The sequence below is a fragment of the Chryseobacterium jejuense genome (assembly GCF_017877355.1).
GTDB classification, from domain to species: Bacteria; Bacteroidota; Bacteroidia; order Flavobacteriales; family Weeksellaceae; genus Chryseobacterium; species Chryseobacterium jejuense_A.
This window is the reverse complement of the sequence record NZ_JAGIPR010000001.1, coordinates 734,370-749,704: the sequence shown is the minus strand read 5'-3', so window position 1 is coordinate 749,704 and position 15,335 is coordinate 734,370. Positions and strand designations below refer to the sequence as shown.

General features: G+C 31.2%; 15 protein-coding genes. 8 read left to right on the top strand and 7 right to left on the bottom strand.

The window, feature by feature from the left end:
• Positions 1-187 precede the first annotated feature (187 nt).
• From J2772_RS03420 to J2772_RS03400, 5 genes are all read left to right on the top strand, one after another.
• Positions 188-973: a hypothetical protein gene (locus J2772_RS03420; protein WP_245365090.1), complete on the top strand. Its 786-nt coding sequence runs from the start codon at positions 188-190 to the stop codon at positions 971-973.
• Between the two features lie 86 nt (positions 974-1,059).
• A complete protein-coding gene (locus J2772_RS03415) occupies positions 1,060-1,686 on the top strand; it encodes a hypothetical protein (RefSeq protein ID WP_209913287.1) in 627 nt (208 codons plus the stop codon).
• A gap of 187 nt (positions 1,687-1,873) precedes the next feature.
• On the top strand, positions 1,874-2,443 hold the full coding sequence (locus J2772_RS03410; protein ID WP_209913285.1) for a 3'-5' exonuclease: 570 nt from the start codon (positions 1,874-1,876) through the stop codon (positions 2,441-2,443).
• A gap of 224 nt (positions 2,444-2,667) precedes the next feature.
• Positions 2,668-3,501, top strand: coding sequence for a helix-turn-helix domain-containing protein (locus tag J2772_RS03405; protein WP_209913283.1), 834 nt, complete (start codon positions 2,668-2,670; stop codon positions 3,499-3,501).
• Positions 3,502-3,575: 74 nt separating this feature from the next.
• Positions 3,576-5,024 (top strand): serine hydrolase domain-containing protein, encoded by a 1,449-nt coding sequence (locus J2772_RS03400; protein ID WP_209913281.1) that lies wholly within the window; start codon positions 3,576-3,578, stop codon positions 5,022-5,024.
• Between the two features lie 257 nt (positions 5,025-5,281).
• On the opposite strand, the gene J2772_RS03395 is transcribed toward J2772_RS03400, so the two are convergent.
• The 3 genes from J2772_RS03395 to J2772_RS03385 all read right to left on the bottom strand — a co-directional run bounded on the left by J2772_RS03395 (position 5,282) and on the right by J2772_RS03385 (position 7,949).
• Entirely contained in the window at positions 5,282-6,571 is a 1,290-nt protein-coding gene (locus J2772_RS03395) for a S41 family peptidase (RefSeq protein WP_209913277.1), read from the bottom strand.
• A 235-nt stretch (positions 6,572-6,806) separates the two neighbouring features.
• On the bottom strand, positions 6,807-7,403 hold the full coding sequence (locus J2772_RS03390; protein ID WP_209913274.1) for a hypothetical protein: 597 nt from the start codon (positions 7,401-7,403) through the stop codon (positions 6,807-6,809).
• A 3-nt stretch (positions 7,404-7,406) separates the two neighbouring features.
• Positions 7,407-7,949 (bottom strand): hypothetical protein, encoded by a 543-nt coding sequence (locus J2772_RS03385; protein WP_209913272.1) that lies wholly within the window; start codon positions 7,947-7,949, stop codon positions 7,407-7,409.
• A 155-nt stretch (positions 7,950-8,104) separates the two neighbouring features.
• On the opposite strand from J2772_RS03385, the gene J2772_RS03380 reads away from it, so the two are divergent.
• Positions 8,105-8,500 carry a VOC family protein gene (locus J2772_RS03380; RefSeq protein ID WP_209913270.1) on the top strand — a complete coding sequence of 132 codons (396 nt, stop codon included), beginning with the start codon at positions 8,105-8,107 and terminating at the stop codon, positions 8,498-8,500.
• Between the two features lie 432 nt (positions 8,501-8,932).
• Here J2772_RS03380 and J2772_RS03375 read toward each other — a convergent pair whose 3' ends face one another.
• Positions 8,933-9,715 carry a YdcF family protein gene (locus J2772_RS03375; protein ID WP_209913268.1) on the bottom strand — a complete coding sequence of 261 codons (783 nt, stop codon included), beginning with the start codon at positions 9,713-9,715 and terminating at the stop codon, positions 8,933-8,935.
• A 320-nt stretch (positions 9,716-10,035) separates the two neighbouring features.
• On the opposite strand from J2772_RS03375, the gene J2772_RS03370 reads away from it, so the two are divergent.
• A complete protein-coding gene (locus J2772_RS03370) occupies positions 10,036-10,710 on the top strand; it encodes a hypothetical protein (protein WP_209913266.1) in 675 nt (224 codons plus the stop codon).
• Positions 10,711-10,987: 277 nt separating this feature from the next.
• Here the strand turns inward: J2772_RS03370 and J2772_RS03365 are convergent, their stop codons facing one another.
• On the bottom strand, positions 10,988-11,218 hold the full coding sequence (locus tag J2772_RS03365; RefSeq protein WP_209913263.1) for a SymE family type I addiction module toxin: 231 nt from the start codon (positions 11,216-11,218) through the stop codon (positions 10,988-10,990).
• A gap of 148 nt (positions 11,219-11,366) precedes the next feature.
• Here J2772_RS03365 and J2772_RS03360 point away from each other — a divergent pair, with 148 nt between their 5' ends.
• Positions 11,367-11,780, top strand: a complete 414-nt coding sequence (locus J2772_RS03360) for a helix-turn-helix transcriptional regulator (protein ID WP_209913261.1) — start codon at positions 11,367-11,369, stop codon at positions 11,778-11,780.
• A 116-nt stretch (positions 11,781-11,896) separates the two neighbouring features.
• Here the strand turns inward: J2772_RS03360 and J2772_RS03355 are convergent, their stop codons facing one another.
• Both J2772_RS03355 and J2772_RS03350 read right to left on the bottom strand, forming a co-directional pair.
• Positions 11,897-13,057: a DNA cytosine methyltransferase gene (locus J2772_RS03355; protein WP_209913258.1), complete on the bottom strand. Its 1,161-nt coding sequence runs from the start codon at positions 13,055-13,057 to the stop codon at positions 11,897-11,899.
• Complete coding sequence (locus tag J2772_RS03350; RefSeq protein WP_209913257.1) at positions 13,047-15,332, bottom strand: hypothetical protein; 2,286 nt, start codon at positions 15,330-15,332, stop codon at positions 13,047-13,049. The genes J2772_RS03355 and J2772_RS03350 overlap by 11 nt, the downstream gene beginning before the upstream one ends.
• Between the last annotated feature and the right edge of the window lie 3 nt (positions 15,333-15,335).

Here is a 15,335-nt window from a genome sequence, read left to right as displayed (position 1 = left end):
CAAAGTAAGACTTTGGGGCTTTTTATTATGAATTTCAATAATAATCTGAATGCAGACTCATAATATTCACGTTGTTACTTTCAGAATGACAGCGCGAAATAACTTTAATGTAAAATTATATACAGTTGCCAAAATTATTTATATTCGTCAATAAATAAGTGATCTTAACTGGAACAACATAAAAACCATGAAAAAAATAGTCCTATTTCTAGCATTTGCTTTTGTATTGCCATCTTGTAAAAATGAGAAGCAGAAATCAACAGAAACTAAAAACACTGAAATTCAAGGAGTACAAGAGAATGGCATTACTGTAAATCATTCCTCGCAAAGCATTGAAGAAAAGAAAAACCCAAGTGACTTTATACCAGCAGGGTATGTGATCAACAAATATGAAGGGGGAGTTTCAGCTGAAGGCTGGAACGAAATAAAAGGTGACCTGAATAAAGACGGATTGGAAGACATTGTACTCATCATCAAAGGAACAGACAAAAGCAAAGTTATAAAAGATGAAAATCGCGGGGAATTAGACCGAAACAGGAGAGGTATTATTGTACTATTAAATAAAGGCAATTATTATGAGTTGGCTTCTAAAAACTACAATTGTTTTTCCTCTGAAAATGAGGATGGCGGCGTATACTTTGCTCCTGAGTTAAGTGTGAGCATTGAAAAAGGAAACTTACATATAGATTATGGGCATGGAAGATATGGATCTTGGGGCTACACTTTTAGGTATCAGAATGGGGATATGGAGCTCATTGGCTATGACTCATATTCAAGCAGAGGACCAGTACCTCAGTATGAAGTAAGTATTAATTTTCTGACCAAAAAGAAACTTACCAAAGATAATTTAAATAAAGAGGATGATGGCGATAATTATGAAGTCAAATACAAAGATAGCTGGGAAATGATCAAGGTCGAAAAACTTATCAAATTATCTGAAATAAAGGATTTTGATGAGCTTGAGTTTAATTAATGTGATGGAATAAACTAATAATCATTTTAGTAGGAGAGTGCTTACATTTGAGCAAACCTATCTTGTAAACCTTGATAAATTCAATAATGACCCAGACAATTATAGAATATAATGAAACCGATTTTGAAGCTAATCTTCAGGATTATTATACTTGTATGTCTTATAAAGGAGAACTCTTTACAGGAACATTAGTCGATGGAAATATGACAACTCAATTTAAAAATGGCAATGCTCATGGGAAATCTGTAGAATATTATGACAACGGTCAAATAGCCAATGAAAGTTATTTTGATGATGGTGATTATATCAGTTATAAAACCTGGCATCTGAACGGAAAAACCCAGTCAGAATGGCCGGGTAGAAAAAGTGATAGTTTTGAATATGATATGGATGGAAATATTATTCTTAAAAATGATAATTTCTTTTACAGGAATGGAAATTTCAGAAAGCGTAATATTCCCTATAAAACTGAGTTTTATAATTATGAAGGGGAATTAATGGTAGTGATCCAACAAAATTTAACAGAATATGAAAAACCTCTGTTCCATGTTAATAAAGAAAAATTTACTGAATGTTATGTAGATCTTTATTTTGAGTTATATCCTTATACTTCAAGTTATCAAGATAATTTGGATAGTTATATTCTCGGATGGCTTTGGCATTTATTATCCCAAAGCGAAGACGATAAAAAGTTCGCGATAACCGCATGTTGAATGATGGAAGGAATCGTAAAAAGTATGATTTAGAAGGTATATTACAAATGATGGACAAAGTTGATTTAGCAAACGAATGGAGGAAATATTATTCTGAAATTATTGAATTAAAATAAAAAACGACAATATACGCTAATAGATTGCGCAGTACGAAAATACCTTTGAGAGATTGTTAATAAACATTGATATGAAGTTCTCAAGTGATTTGGTGATTTATGATTTAGAAGGAAGTTGCAAAACTTTTGGAAAAAATGAAATAAATGAAACCAATATAATAGAAATAGGGGCTGTAAAATTAGATAGGAAGACTTTTGAAATAAAAAGCGAATTCTCAATTTTAATAAAGCCAAAACATTTTCCCATTCTACCTGAAATCACAGATATTACAAACATTACGAATGAAATGGTTGAAAATGAAAAGTATTTTGATGAAGCAATTCACCAGTTTTTAGATTGGTATGGAGAAAAAAATAAATCAACGTTAGCAGGGTGGGGATTGTACTATGATTTACCACTTTTGAGAAAAGAATTTACAGAATTTGGATTAGATTATAATCAGTATTTTGTTGGCGGAGGTTTTGATATCAGAGCACTGGGTGTTTATTGGCTGGCAAAGAAAAACATTTCTACATCCGGAATCTCCCTAGAAAGAGTTTTAGAAAAAATGAATGTAAAAGAAGATTTTAAATTTCATAGAGCATTAGACGATGCTAAGGCAACCGCTTTAATATTACAACAAATTCTTAATGAAAAATAATAAAAATAAAATTTAAATTAGCGTCAGATATAGCTTTACGAAAGTTAATGAGTAGGATTGCATTGCATCCATTTGAAAGTTAGTGGTCATTTTATTGCACTAATAGAAAAAGGCGAAAGGCTTTTTCATGTATAATTAAAAGGCACGGTGGCAGCAAGTGAATTAAGATCTAACAAAATATGTGTACAAATAGTTAGTTGGGCTCTAGCTCCCAATTGCAACCTATGAAAATAAAAGTTTATACCCCTTCCAATCCTTTACTTAAAAAATATATGGAGTGTATTTACATACTCACCCATACCTCTGAAGAAGAATCCATCAAATACATCACGTTCCCATCTATTTTCACCATTGTATCAAACAGTGAAAGATCAAAATCAATCACTAAAGGAAATCAATTGATCATCGAACAATGTGATGATAATGAGGTTGAAACCAATTTGGTGTCTAATTTCAATAAGCCAGTGTACGTTCAGTACGAAGGGAAAATAAACGAAATCACGATCTATTTTAAACCATTGGCTATTAATTCATTTTTAGAACACGAATTAAACCATTACAACAGTTCAAACTTTTCTGAATTTTCGCCCTTTGAAGATTATAGAAAAGCGATGATTGACATTCTTTCTTTGCAAAATGACACCGAAAAAATTGAAGCTGTTGAAAGGTATTGGTTATCCAAATTAATTGGGTTTAAACACAATTTTCTTGAGAATGTTTTGTCTGAAATGATGGGTGATGAAAATGACGCTGTAACCATTACAGAACTGTGCAAAAAAAATGATATCTCGCGTACAACATTAAACAAACACTTTGGCAGACATATCTGTAAAACACCATCTCAATTCAAAAAGATTCTAAGGTTTAGAAATGCGGTTAATAAATACGCATCAAATAACGCAAGAAACAACTTAACGGATATTGCATATGGTGTTGATTATTTTGACCAGTCTCATATGATCAGGGAATTCAAATCAGTGACAGGGTTTTCTCCCAAGGTTTTCTTTGACAAAACGAGTATGCTAGAAAAAAAACAAATTCATTGGCTATTTTTATAGGTAGGTTTACAATTATACAATTTTTCCTTTTATACTTAAAGTAGTTTTGCTGCTTAATCATATAAGACAATCCTATGACAACCCGTCAATTATACTTTATTACAGCCATCTTCTTCATTGTTGTTTTACAGCCTATCGTGGTAAGAGCGCAAAATTTGAAAAGCATCGTTGCTCCGATAAGATCTCACTTAAAAAATCTTGAAAATGAGAACAACTTAAGCGGGGTTGTTCTTATTGCAAAAGATGGCAAACCAATCTACAGAGAAGCCTTTGGTTTTGCCAATTTGCCGGACTGTGTTAAAAATAAACCGGACACGAAGTTCAACTTAGCTTCTATCAATAAGATGTTCACGGCAATAGCCATTATGCAATTGGTGGAATCTGGGAAAATTTCGTTTCAGGATAAAGTAGGCCAATATCTTACAGATTATCCTAATAAAAGTGTTGCCGACTCCGTTACCATCCATCAATTATTGACGCACACTTCAGGAATGTCCAGTTTTTGGGAGGAATACAACAAACTTGCAAAAGTAAACTTCAAAACAGTTTCTGATTATCTTCCATTGTTTGCAGATAAAAAACTGGCCTTTGTTCCAGGCAGTGACTTCCTGTACAGCAATTTCGGATATATGGTTTTAGGATTGATTATTGAAAAGGTGTCGGGTCAAAATTATTTTGATTTCGTAAAAGAACACATATACAAACCTGCAAAAATGACCAATACTGATGTTTACGAATTGGATAATGCGATTCCAAATTTGGCGACCGGCTATACAATGTCATTGGAAGAACCGGGGCAATGGAAAAATAATATTTTCTCAAATTTAGCAAAAGGAACTCCTGCTGGTGGTGGCTATTCAACAGCTGATGATTTGTTGAGTTTTGCCAATGCTTTACAATATAATATTTTATTAAGTAAAGAGTCTGTAACTCTTTGTACATCAGGTAAAGTGAAGTATAGAGAAGGAATGTATGGCTATGGGTTTGAAGAAAATATAATCAACGGACACCGAATTATTGGACATACCGGCGGACACGATGGTATTGCCTGTGAAATAATGATTTATCCAGATTTGGGCTACACTGTTGTAATTCTAACCAATGGAGAAGTCGAAAATTATTGGGAAGCGAGTAATCTGATTAAAAAACAATTAGCAGGTTCAGTACCATCCATTGACAATTTTTTTTACACTAAAGATATCATCAAGACCGTATGCGATAAAGGTTATGAAGCCGGCATTAAGGAAGTAGAATTGAATTCAAAGAAATATTCATTAAGAGAAAATCTCATTGAAAGATATGGTTGTAAGCTATTGTTCGAAAAAAAGGCTAATCAGGCAATAGATCTATTTAAGTTAAATAATCACTTTTTCCCAAACTCAACCTATGGCTATTATTATATAAGTGAGGCGTATAGGGTTTCAGGTCAAAAAAAACAAGCGATTGAATATCTAAAGTTATACCTTGAAAAAGAGCCGGAAGACTATGATGCTCACTTAAAATATAAATTGCTAATGAAATAACTATTGCTAGTAACAAACTTTTCATTGGTCTTTCAAAGCCAACAATGAAAAGTTTGTTGAAAGGAAGCTTCAGCTTTTTAAAGGTTTATTTCAACAAGGATTTTACAATAGTGGAGTGAAACTGAAAAGTTCAACAGCAGTTCTTCGACTAAGCTTTTAATTAATATGAACCAATATGCAATTATTAACAATTTAACATAATATAAATTATAGGAAAAATATAAATTTACAGGAAAGAGTATATATCAACAAGTTAATCACTTTATAAGCCTATCCAGCGCATAATTCAGAGCTTCTTCGCTCTGAACCTGTATATCAGGAATTACACCATGCCAGTCTTTCTCTGTGGCACCAATATTAAAATCTTTTGTAGATGATACGTTCAGAAATAATTTTGAATTGGGCAATTGTCTTTCTATAACTTCTCCAGGTGAAATTATAAATCCACCGGTTTCTGAGCCTATAATTTTTCCTGCTTTATAAAATTTAAAAGCATTGGCAAAATCTGCAGCCGATGAAAATGTCTGGCCACTGATGAGCAGATAAACATTTCCTGTAAATCGTTCATTTTCATTTTTGGGCTCAATAACATTTTTTGAGTGATCTATAACGCCTACAGTTCCGGATATTCCGCTTAAATAATTTTTTAATTCCGTAGAATCGATTTCTGAGGCTTTTAAATATTCTTTACGGATATCGCTGTATTTAACAAGCGTTTTTTCATATTGTGAAAATGGCTTTGCCACTAAGTATTTTAAAAGTTCATCTCCAAGGTCAGAATTTCCGCCGCCATTGTTTCGGATGTCAATGATAAGATTCTGAATATAATGAGCTTTTAAATCTGCAAACATATTCTGTAAAAAAGATCTGAATTTCTCCGGATCTGCGAACTGATTGAATGTAAAAACCGCACAGTTTTTATCTTTTTTGACATCAAAATAGTAACTTTTAGTAACTATACCTTTAGAAGCTATTGATTTTTTCTCTGATTTTCTCAATAAAGGAATATTGAGCTTCTGGCTTTTATTAAGGCTTATTTCCACTGCATTTCCTTTTTTCAGGAAAAGATTATAATAATCATTAAAATAATCCTCACTTAGTTCCAGCCTGCTTTTTTTGCTTTCACCACTGGTATAATGCTGCAATAATTCTACTATTTCGGATGAATTTTTCCCGTTAATATCAGTAATCTGCATCCCGATCAGATCTCCTGTAACAGATTCATTATAAGTTGATTTAATGGATTTTATGAAAACTCCATCTTCTGAAACCCTTACAGAAAAAGGAAAAATAAGATAATCGGTTTTAGCTACATAATCTGAAATATTTAGTTCTGTATGGCCATCTTCCAGCTTAACAATAACGGGCTGCAATGCCTTGTAGAAGTCAACAGGGCTTATGGTCGGCTGTTTTACAATTGTATTTTCTACATTATGCATCTCCAGAAGGAAGTTTTTCCTGGAAATTCTGCTGTAAGGATCTACACTTACTTCATCAATATTTTTTATCAGAAAATCAATATCTTCCCTCACCTGCTTTGTTGTCATTTCAATGGTTTGGGACAATATTACAATGGGACAAAGAACCGATATGTATAGTATTTTGCGAAGCATGGGTCTTTTTTATATTATGTTAAATTGAAAGACAATAAGTTGGGAGCTGGAAGTTAATTTTGGCCCTATTATTATTGTTAGTTATAAAAAATAGCTATTTAAAAAGATGTAAAAAATAGATATACTTTATTTTTTAGCTCCTCATTACTTCACTCTTCCAGCTTTCATCTTAATTCTTTTCCAAATTTCCCTTCAGGTATTCTGCAACTACTTCTTTGAACTCATTCTTGGTCATAAACCGATCCAGAAAGTCTTCAAAATTCCCTTCATTTTCAAGTTCATCAAAATACACTTCATGGTCTGTGCTGTATACTGTTGGATTAGATGGCTCAGGATCTGCTGTACATACGAAATAATGATCCGGATATCCATAGGAATATGAAATACACAGAAAGTCCGGTTTAGAAATCCCTACAACTTCCTGTACGTAATCTTCGTCAATTAAATCTTCAAATTCCTCCCGATCTTCAGAACCTTCTTTAAAAGGTGTAAACATCCAATCTTTTACAAAATACTGCCCATATGCAGAATCATGAGTTGAAAAATAGTGTGTCAACAGATTCTCATAGAATTTTTCCTGATGGTTATGATAAAGCTCTTTATTGGATTCATAAAATTGGTCAATTCCGTAAACATCCCAATCCTTATCATACAAATAATGAGTAAACCTGATGCTTTGCCAGTTTTCAACAAAACTTTTATCAGGACTTACTGCCTCAGTATTTCCACCTAAGGCTAAGATTTTCTTTATAATAATATCATTCATCTGTTATTTTTTTACTGTATGATGGTTCAGTCCGCCATTCCATATGGCATCTGTAATTTCTTCCTGACTATATTCAAAATAATTACCGTTTTTATCTTTATGAGACTGAAACAGCTTAATATGATAACCCTTAAAATTAATCTTCAAAAAATCCGGAAAATAATCGCTTCCTGAACATATATAATTATAAAACATTCCTTTAAAAGACTGGTCATTAGGATCTGGAATCTCAAAAGTACTCATTCGTCTTACAATTTCAGCCAATTCGTCCATTGTTATATCCTCAACAATTTGCGGATCCGGTAAGCTTATATCAAAAGATAAATGCTCTGCCCCATTTCCTTCCCACCATTCCCAAAGATTAAACCTGGACATCTCTTTTCCAGTCATTGTATGAAGCTTGTCTTCCAGTTTTTTATATTCAACGGATTCTTCATCACCATGTTCATCACACCAGTCTGTATAGTCTAAAATAAGCTTTAAGACTTCCGGATATCGTTTTTCAGCAGTTTCAAAATCCGGTTCTATTTCATCTCTCAATTTCATCGTTATACTATCTATTGAAATATTATGTTAAATTACTCTACGGTAAACCTCTTTCATATTAGTTTTTTCTTCATTAAAAATACAAAATCTTGCCACATGGCAACCTGTATCTTTTTAAAAGGAACTAATTTTATCTAACCCAAAAATAGAATAATATGAAACCTAAAATGATCTGGGCCAATTTGGCAGTTGCCAATCTGGAACGCACCCAAAAGTTTTATGAAGCCATAGGATGTACTCCCAACAATCCTCACACTTCTAATGAGTTAGTAAGTTTCTTTTTCGGCGAAAATAATTTTGTCATTCATTTCTTTCTGAAAAACATCCTGGAAACCAATCTAAAACAGGTAACATTTGGTGATTCCCAAGCCTCCAATGAAATTATATTCACCCTTTCAGCAGAGACCAATGAGCAGGTAGATCAATGGGTTGAAGAAGTTGAAAAAGCCGGTGGCACCATTGTTTCAGAACCTGAGAGTTTTGGAAACCATTATTATGGTTTTGTCTTTGCAGACCCTGATGGACATAAGTTTAATGTCTTTAAAATGTAAAAATTTTCAAATTTTAATCTAAAATACGTTTTCATCCATAAATCGCCTGTAATTTCAGTCAGATAGCATAGGTACTGGATTAAAAAAAGAGCTTATTTGGGCTTCTTATTGCTTTGCTGTATTTTAGGTCTTTTTGCGAGATTTTGTGGGAATTTTTAAAGAAAATACTGTCTTTATGATTTAATAATTTTTAATGCAAAGTTTTATAATGCTTCTTGGATATTTCTAAGAGGGTAAAGATGGAATCAATGAAATTGATTCTTTATAAGCGAACGTATAGCCCTATAGTTTCATCAGCGATTTATCGCAACTCTTAGCATCCTTAAAATAATACGATTCAATAAATTTTTCTTTGCGTTAAAAAAATCTGGGCTTATATTTCTTCAGATTATTCCATAGTCATAAATTAACTCCTTATCCTTTAATAGATTATTATTTATTCATTCCCAAACTGTTATATAACTGTACCTGCCATATTCCCACTACCTCTTTCAGCATAACAAATGTAAATGCAGCATTATAGCTGTTAGGAAATACAGTGATTTCAGTATCTATAAAATCTGAGGCCTGGGGAATAGGCTTTAATCCAAAAGTATGAAACAGAGCAAGAGATCTTTTCATGTGAAAGCCTGAAGTCACCAGATAGAGGTTGGAAGTTCCCATCTTTTTCAATATCTCTCGGGAAAATTTTGCGTTCTGATACGTATTCATGCTTTTACCTTCCATAATTAAATCAGAATCCGGTACTCCCATCTTTTTAAAATCTTCACGAAATAATTCTGCTTCGCTAATATGCCCTCTTCCTTTTCCTGAAATTAATATTTTACAGGGTTGATTATTTTTTTGATATTCATGATACAGTTGATAGGCGGTCACCATCCTGGAATAAGACATAGTATGCAATTTCTCTGTATTGTCAATATCTACAATCCCGCCGCCCAATACTACAATAATAGGATTTTGAGCAGGTGTATTCTTTATTTCTGAAGTCCTGATATAACTTTTCTGCAGATATCCGGAGATTAGCTTGCCCAGAAAACCGTTGCCTATAAGAATAACCATGACAACTGCTGATATAAAAACGCCTATTCTCAGATTTTTACATTTATTTTTTCTTTTCAAAAGCGCAATGATAACTATTGCAAGAAATACTAAAAAATAAGGTTCTGTAAAAAGCTGTAAAACACGGAATAAAAAGTCTAGTAAAAATTTCATCTATAATAGTATTGATTAATGCTTAGAAAACATTGGATTTTCAAAGATAGGGTAATTTCATAAGTACTTCTTTTTCACAATCCCTTATGAAAAAAGTAAGCAGACCTATTCTTAGTTCCTTAAAAAATATCCAGCCAGCATCATAAAACTTTGCGCTTAATAAAAAGATGCGCACACATAAAGCAAATATCGTTGGTTTTCATCCCCAATAATCTGGTTGTAAGAAAAAAAAAATATAAAATTAATCACAAAAAAGTGATAATTAATATTTAAACTTCCACTATTTAGGTCTAGATTCGCACAATTAAAATAACGAACAAATGAAAGATTTTTTAATTTTTTTAGAAGAGGTTAAGACTTTACAATTTGTAAAGGAATATTTACCATTTTTAATAATTATTCCGTCACTTTTAGGGGTAATTAAGCAAATTGCTCAGATAAGTATACATTCTCCTAATCTTGTAAGCAGTTGTTTTTCAATTACTCAAATTGTTTTGGATGGTACTTTAGTTCTGCTCAATATGCCATTAATGCTTCTGGGCTTATTATTATATTATATATTTAGAAATTTCCCTGGGAAAAAACATAAAATAGGAATACTCCTACTCACAATTATGGCAATAATATTATATTTATATCTATTTTATATCACCAATAACATTCCAAGCATTCTACAACTCATATTTTACTTATTCTTAAACATTGGATTGATAATTTGCTATCATTATCAGAAGAAAATGCTGAATCAGAAATATGGAAAAATTGGCTATATAATAACTATGGCTCTTATTTTTTCAGGTTTTATTAATACTATCAGTACAGGAAGTGAGGAACACATTTATAATTTCAGGGTTCTTCAAGATCAGCTCAAAGTGAAGCATCCTGAAGCCGTATTCTTATACTCTAATGATAAATGTATTCTTTATGATCTGAATCCCAGCAAAAGTGATTATTTTATCATGGAGTATGATGACATTTATTTAAAAGATAAGTAATACTTTATTTATTTAATCCTCATACGGGTTTCGGCGGCCTCCGGCCGCCGAAACCTATCCACTCACCTTCATCAGACAAGTTCACTTGTCCATTCTTAGCATCCTAAAAATATAACAGCCACCTTCATAAAACTTTGCGTCAAACTAAAAAATAATTCTCCTGCAAATCAAACAGATTACGCAGATTTTATCCTTTACATATCTGAGTAATCTCCAAAATCATCGAGAAATTATAAAAAAACAAATTTCAGCAATATCAGCCAGAAACCTGTTTTGTTTACATCTCTTCATAGTTCATCTCCTTTTCTAAAATAATCTGATTCCTCCGAACCGTCACCAGCACTTTATCTCCCGGTTCAAAACCACACTCCAGCAACCACTTCCCTGCCAGCCGGATTTCCGGGAAGAAAACCAGCTTTCTATACGCTCTTTCAAATGATTTATGGGAAACCGTAAGGTTACGAATGGAGACAATCTTATATTTGCCTCGAATAATTACTTTTCTCATATTGTTGTTTTTCAACAAAGCAAGAAATATCATGACAGCTATACCAGTTAAAAATGAATATTTTATGCTGTAGAATGGATATTTTAGAAGATAATTTATTTTGAACAGGGGCTTTACTTTTATCTTTTAAAGCTTTATATTTGTTATTATGACTTACACAGATATGCAAAATAAGAAAATACATCAGGGTAGAAATATAAAACGTTTCCGTGAAATGCTGGGCATTAAACAGGAAGCCTTAGCTTTTGAATTGGGTGATGACTGGAACCAGAAGAAAGTTTCCCTTTTAGAACAGAAAGAAACCGTAGAATCTGATATTCTGGCGCAGGTAGCGAAGATTTTGAAAGTTCCTGCGGAAGCTATTGAAAATTTTGATGAAGAACAGGCGGTGAATGTTATTTCTAATACTTTTACAAGTAACGATACATCAACTTTAAATGCTGTAAATATTCATCCTACTTTTAATCCTCTTGATAAAATGATTGAGCTTTATGAGCGTATGCTTCAGCAACAAAAGGAGATGATTGAGAAGTTGGAAAAATTAATTGAGAAAAATGGATAAATATAAAGTACACTTTTATTTATGTTATAAACGTAAAGAAACTTAAAATAAGAAAGCTTCTTTACATTTATATATAATACTAATATTTAAATTTTAAAACATTAATTAATTTTGAGTTACTGTTTTATTTTATAATAATTAATTAGAGTTCTTCGTATTTCCTTTGCTATTAACTCAGCTTTAGCCGTTGGTACCCCATTACTAATTAACTTGAACTTATGGGTCAAAGGTATTTTACTAGATAATATATATTCATCAGGAACAGTTTGTAATCTCAACCCTTCTCTTACAGTCAAACGTCTTGGTTTTGTAGGATGCAAATGGACCTCATTATTCCCATATGCAACCGTAGGACTATATCTAAATCTATGGAGCCTTTTAAAAGATTTTCTATTTGTATCGCCCTCTTCTATTTGTGTGAATTTTAATGATTTTGGTACAAAAAACTCACACTGATTTGGAAAGTCATCTGTCAAATCATTAAATACACTATCTACAAAAAGATTATAATTTTCATTTAACTCATATTGCATTACATTATTTCCAAATTTCCATTTTTTTGGCCAGTTCAACGATTTAGGATTTTTAATTAAAGGAGTCGGCCATTTAAATATTAGTTTATCTGAATTCTGATACTTTAAAATTATATTATCAAATTCTAGTACATAACCAGCCTTCCTTAAAGTATTACAAATATTTTTTTTAAAAGCTACTAATGCAATTCTAGGACGATCCTGTGGATATCCATAATCAAGAACATTAAGTAAATCATGCCAAACATAATAACCTTCTTTTTTAATATCTTCTACAAAGGCATCAAATGATACTCTATGTTTTTTTGTCCTATAAAGTCCTTCTACATTTTCAAAAAACAAAAAATCAGGTTTTAGCTTCTTAACAATAGAAAAATAACTATATATCAGTCTCCCTCTTTCTCCTTCTATTCCCCCATTTTTTCCACCAACAGAATAATCCTGGCAAGGAGGTCCTCCAATAATTCCTGCAATATTTTTATGACTCTTAAAAAGCCTTTGTTGTTCTTTGTTACAAGATGCGTCTGTAGTTTTTAATACTTTGTTATGCTTAACAAGTTCTTTTTTGATATAATAATTATCAGATTTTTGAAAATAATTATGAAGTCCTTCATTATAAGCTTGTACAAAAAAGGGCTGAATTTCTACAGCTTCGGATACCTGAAAGCCATTATTAATAAATCCTATATCTAAAAAACCTCCTCCTGAAAACAATGACAATATGTCAAATATTTTATTCTTCATATACTTCTCTTTCTAAAACACCATTTATAAGTTTTAATTTTTGCTTTTCATCAGGAACAAAAATACCTTTCTTTAATTCTTCAATACTTATCTTTCGTTTTGGGTGTCCTTCCTCAATAAAGCTTAGCTCTTCATCATTACCTTCAATTAAAAATTTACCTTCAGCATCAGGTCTAGTCTTACTAAAAAGATCTTTAAAACTAAATAAAGATTTTGAACTATAATCTTTATTGTTGAAATGATACTTATATTGCAATGTGTAAATTCCCTCATTATTTTCTATGAGCTCATATTGTAATTTAGAATCCATAGTTAATTTTTCAGACTGAGCATATGAAAATAATTTTTCATATGCAGGAAGTCTAAGTTTTAAATCAGACAACTTTATATATTTATCTTTTTTTGACTTATACAGATGAAAATCTCTAAGTTCATGTTTTGAATCTATACCTTCACCTAATTCAAAATTTAATATAATTGCTTCAACTTCCTCTTCTATATTGTCTATTAAATTAAGATCGATTCTCCCCTTATTATTCAAGTAATTATTATATAGAGAATCAAAATATCTGCCTTTCAATCTACAAATACGTTTTATCTTATGGCTAATTATAGATCCTTCTTTTTCAAATTTAAATTTAGAAAAATCCAATGGCTCTAAAATATCTAGCATTCCTAAAATATGTTCAAATGATATTTTTTTCATCTCAATATAATTCTCTCTTAAGGCTTCATAATAAACATCTTTTCCTGTAGGTAGGACAAGTTTAACATCTTCGTTTAAGCACTCATCAATATTTATAGAACATTCTCCTGATTCATTAAACATTGATAAATCCAAAATACTTAGATCTGCAAAGCATATATTTGGTGTTGAAATATCTATTTTTAATGTTTCATGTACATCAGAACCATTTTTTAGAAAATAATCTATGTATATAATTTTCTTACCACTATCTATTATAATATCATATTTATGTTTTTGATCGGAATGTCTACCAAATTCAATTTTAAACAACTCCGCAATTTTAGATTTTCTCTTATTACTTCCTCCTCTAAGTAAGAGATCACATAACTGTCCTACTAGAATATAATAATTGCCATTAGATTCCCAAATATCACCTGGAGCAATTGGTAAATGTTTTTTATTTACATTATAATCAAAAAGTTCGTAAGTATTAAGTAGTTTCAATTCTCTTCCAACTTGTGGGAGGTTTGGATTGTCATCTAAATATTTTTTATTAAATAAAGAGGCTAAACTTGCAATGAATCTAAAGTCTTCGATTTCTCTACTATCAAATTCATTTTGAATAGATAGTGTATTCCAATATTTTATGGCATCATATGGCGGTATACCCTCTTCATGTGACTTATCAATTATATACTTTATATTTTTCTGATTTTTAAGTACAATTTCTAAGGTTTTTTCTGCACTCTCAATTGTTTTCACTCTTAATGAATTGAAAACCTCTGCATAAGCACATTGTGCTAATATGCTGGTAATCTTATTTATAGTTTCTGCATTAGAATTCTTTCTAACTTCTTGTATAAAATATTCCTCATACAAATTCAAAGACAAGTTCTCTCCCGGCTTACTTGTGTATAGGCAACAAATATGTTTTAGTTCGTTCTGCTCTTTATGTGCTTTTACTATTGTTTCAATTAATTCTCTACCTCCATCATCTCCTCTTCCTAAAAGCTTATCAATTATTGAAAGACAAAAATTACTTTTTGTTTCTTTAAAGGTAATTTCAAGTTCTTGTAAAAGTTCATCTATTTTATCTTCAGATGGATATTCTTTTCTGAAAATAATCTGACAATCAGGTATTGAGTTTATTGTTTTAATTATATCATTATAATCACCTAAAGATTCAAAATCTAAAATACCACTATTGAAAAAGATATTTTTAAATTCATTACTATTATCGTCATTAATTTCTTTCGTAATGATTGACATTAGATCATTAGCTATTCCTGACTGATTAATTTTATCTAAATAATGGTTAAATGAGCTAGGACCAATTTTATCTAGTAATGTAAGATCATGTGAATCTCCTATTTGATCTAGACTATCAAAAAAAGCATTTATTTTGTTTTCAACATCTTCATACCCCCCTAATCTCAACTTTTCAGATATCATTGGGATTTTAGATTTTGAAAGACATAATCTTCCAACTATTTCCTCACTATTTTCTATATAAGTGAAATCATTCTCAACAATAAGAATTGTGAAAGCACGTAAATTTTTAATTAATTCCTTAAATTTAATCATCATTTC

What these genes read in the sequence shown, in the direction of transcription:
- J2772_RS03365 (WP_209913263.1), bottom strand. Translation starts at nt 11,218, where the DNA reads ATGAGAAAAGTAATTATTCGAGGCAAATATAAGATTGTCTCCATTCGT.
- J2772_RS03415 (WP_209913287.1), top strand. Translation starts at nt 1,060, where the DNA reads ATGACCCAGACAATTATAGAATATAATGAAACCGATTTTGAAGCTAAT.
- J2772_RS03385 (WP_209913272.1), bottom strand. Translation starts at nt 7,949, where the DNA reads ATGAAATTGAGAGATGAAATAGAACCGGATTTTGAAACTGCTGAAAAA.
- J2772_RS03360 (WP_209913261.1), top strand. Translation starts at nt 11,367, where the DNA reads ATGACTTACACAGATATGCAAAATAAGAAAATACATCAGGGTAGAAAT.
- J2772_RS03380 (WP_209913270.1), top strand. Translation starts at nt 8,105, where the DNA reads ATGAAACCTAAAATGATCTGGGCCAATTTGGCAGTTGCCAATCTGGAA.
- J2772_RS03375 (WP_209913268.1), bottom strand. Translation starts at nt 9,715, where the DNA reads ATGAAATTTTTACTAGACTTTTTATTCCGTGTTTTACAGCTTTTTACA.
- J2772_RS03370 (WP_209913266.1), top strand. Translation starts at nt 10,036, where the DNA reads ATGAAAGATTTTTTAATTTTTTTAGAAGAGGTTAAGACTTTACAATTT.
- J2772_RS03350 (WP_209913257.1), bottom strand. Translation starts at nt 15,332, where the DNA reads ATGATGATTAAATTTAAGGAATTAATTAAAAATTTACGTGCTTTCACA.
- J2772_RS03405 (WP_209913283.1), top strand. Translation starts at nt 2,668, where the DNA reads ATGAAAATAAAAGTTTATACCCCTTCCAATCCTTTACTTAAAAAATAT.
- J2772_RS03390 (WP_209913274.1), bottom strand. Translation starts at nt 7,403, where the DNA reads ATGAATGATATTATTATAAAGAAAATCTTAGCCTTAGGTGGAAATACT.
- J2772_RS03355 (WP_209913258.1), bottom strand. Translation starts at nt 13,057, where the DNA reads ATGAAGAATAAAATATTTGACATATTGTCATTGTTTTCAGGAGGAGGT.
- J2772_RS03400 (WP_209913281.1), top strand. Translation starts at nt 3,576, where the DNA reads ATGACAACCCGTCAATTATACTTTATTACAGCCATCTTCTTCATTGTT.
- J2772_RS03410 (WP_209913285.1), top strand. Translation starts at nt 1,874, where the DNA reads ATGAAGTTCTCAAGTGATTTGGTGATTTATGATTTAGAAGGAAGTTGC.
- J2772_RS03395 (WP_209913277.1), bottom strand. Translation starts at nt 6,571, where the DNA reads ATGACAACAAAGCAGGTGAGGGAAGATATTGATTTTCTGATAAAAAAT.
- J2772_RS03420 (WP_245365090.1), top strand. Translation starts at nt 188, where the DNA reads ATGAAAAAAATAGTCCTATTTCTAGCATTTGCTTTTGTATTGCCATCT.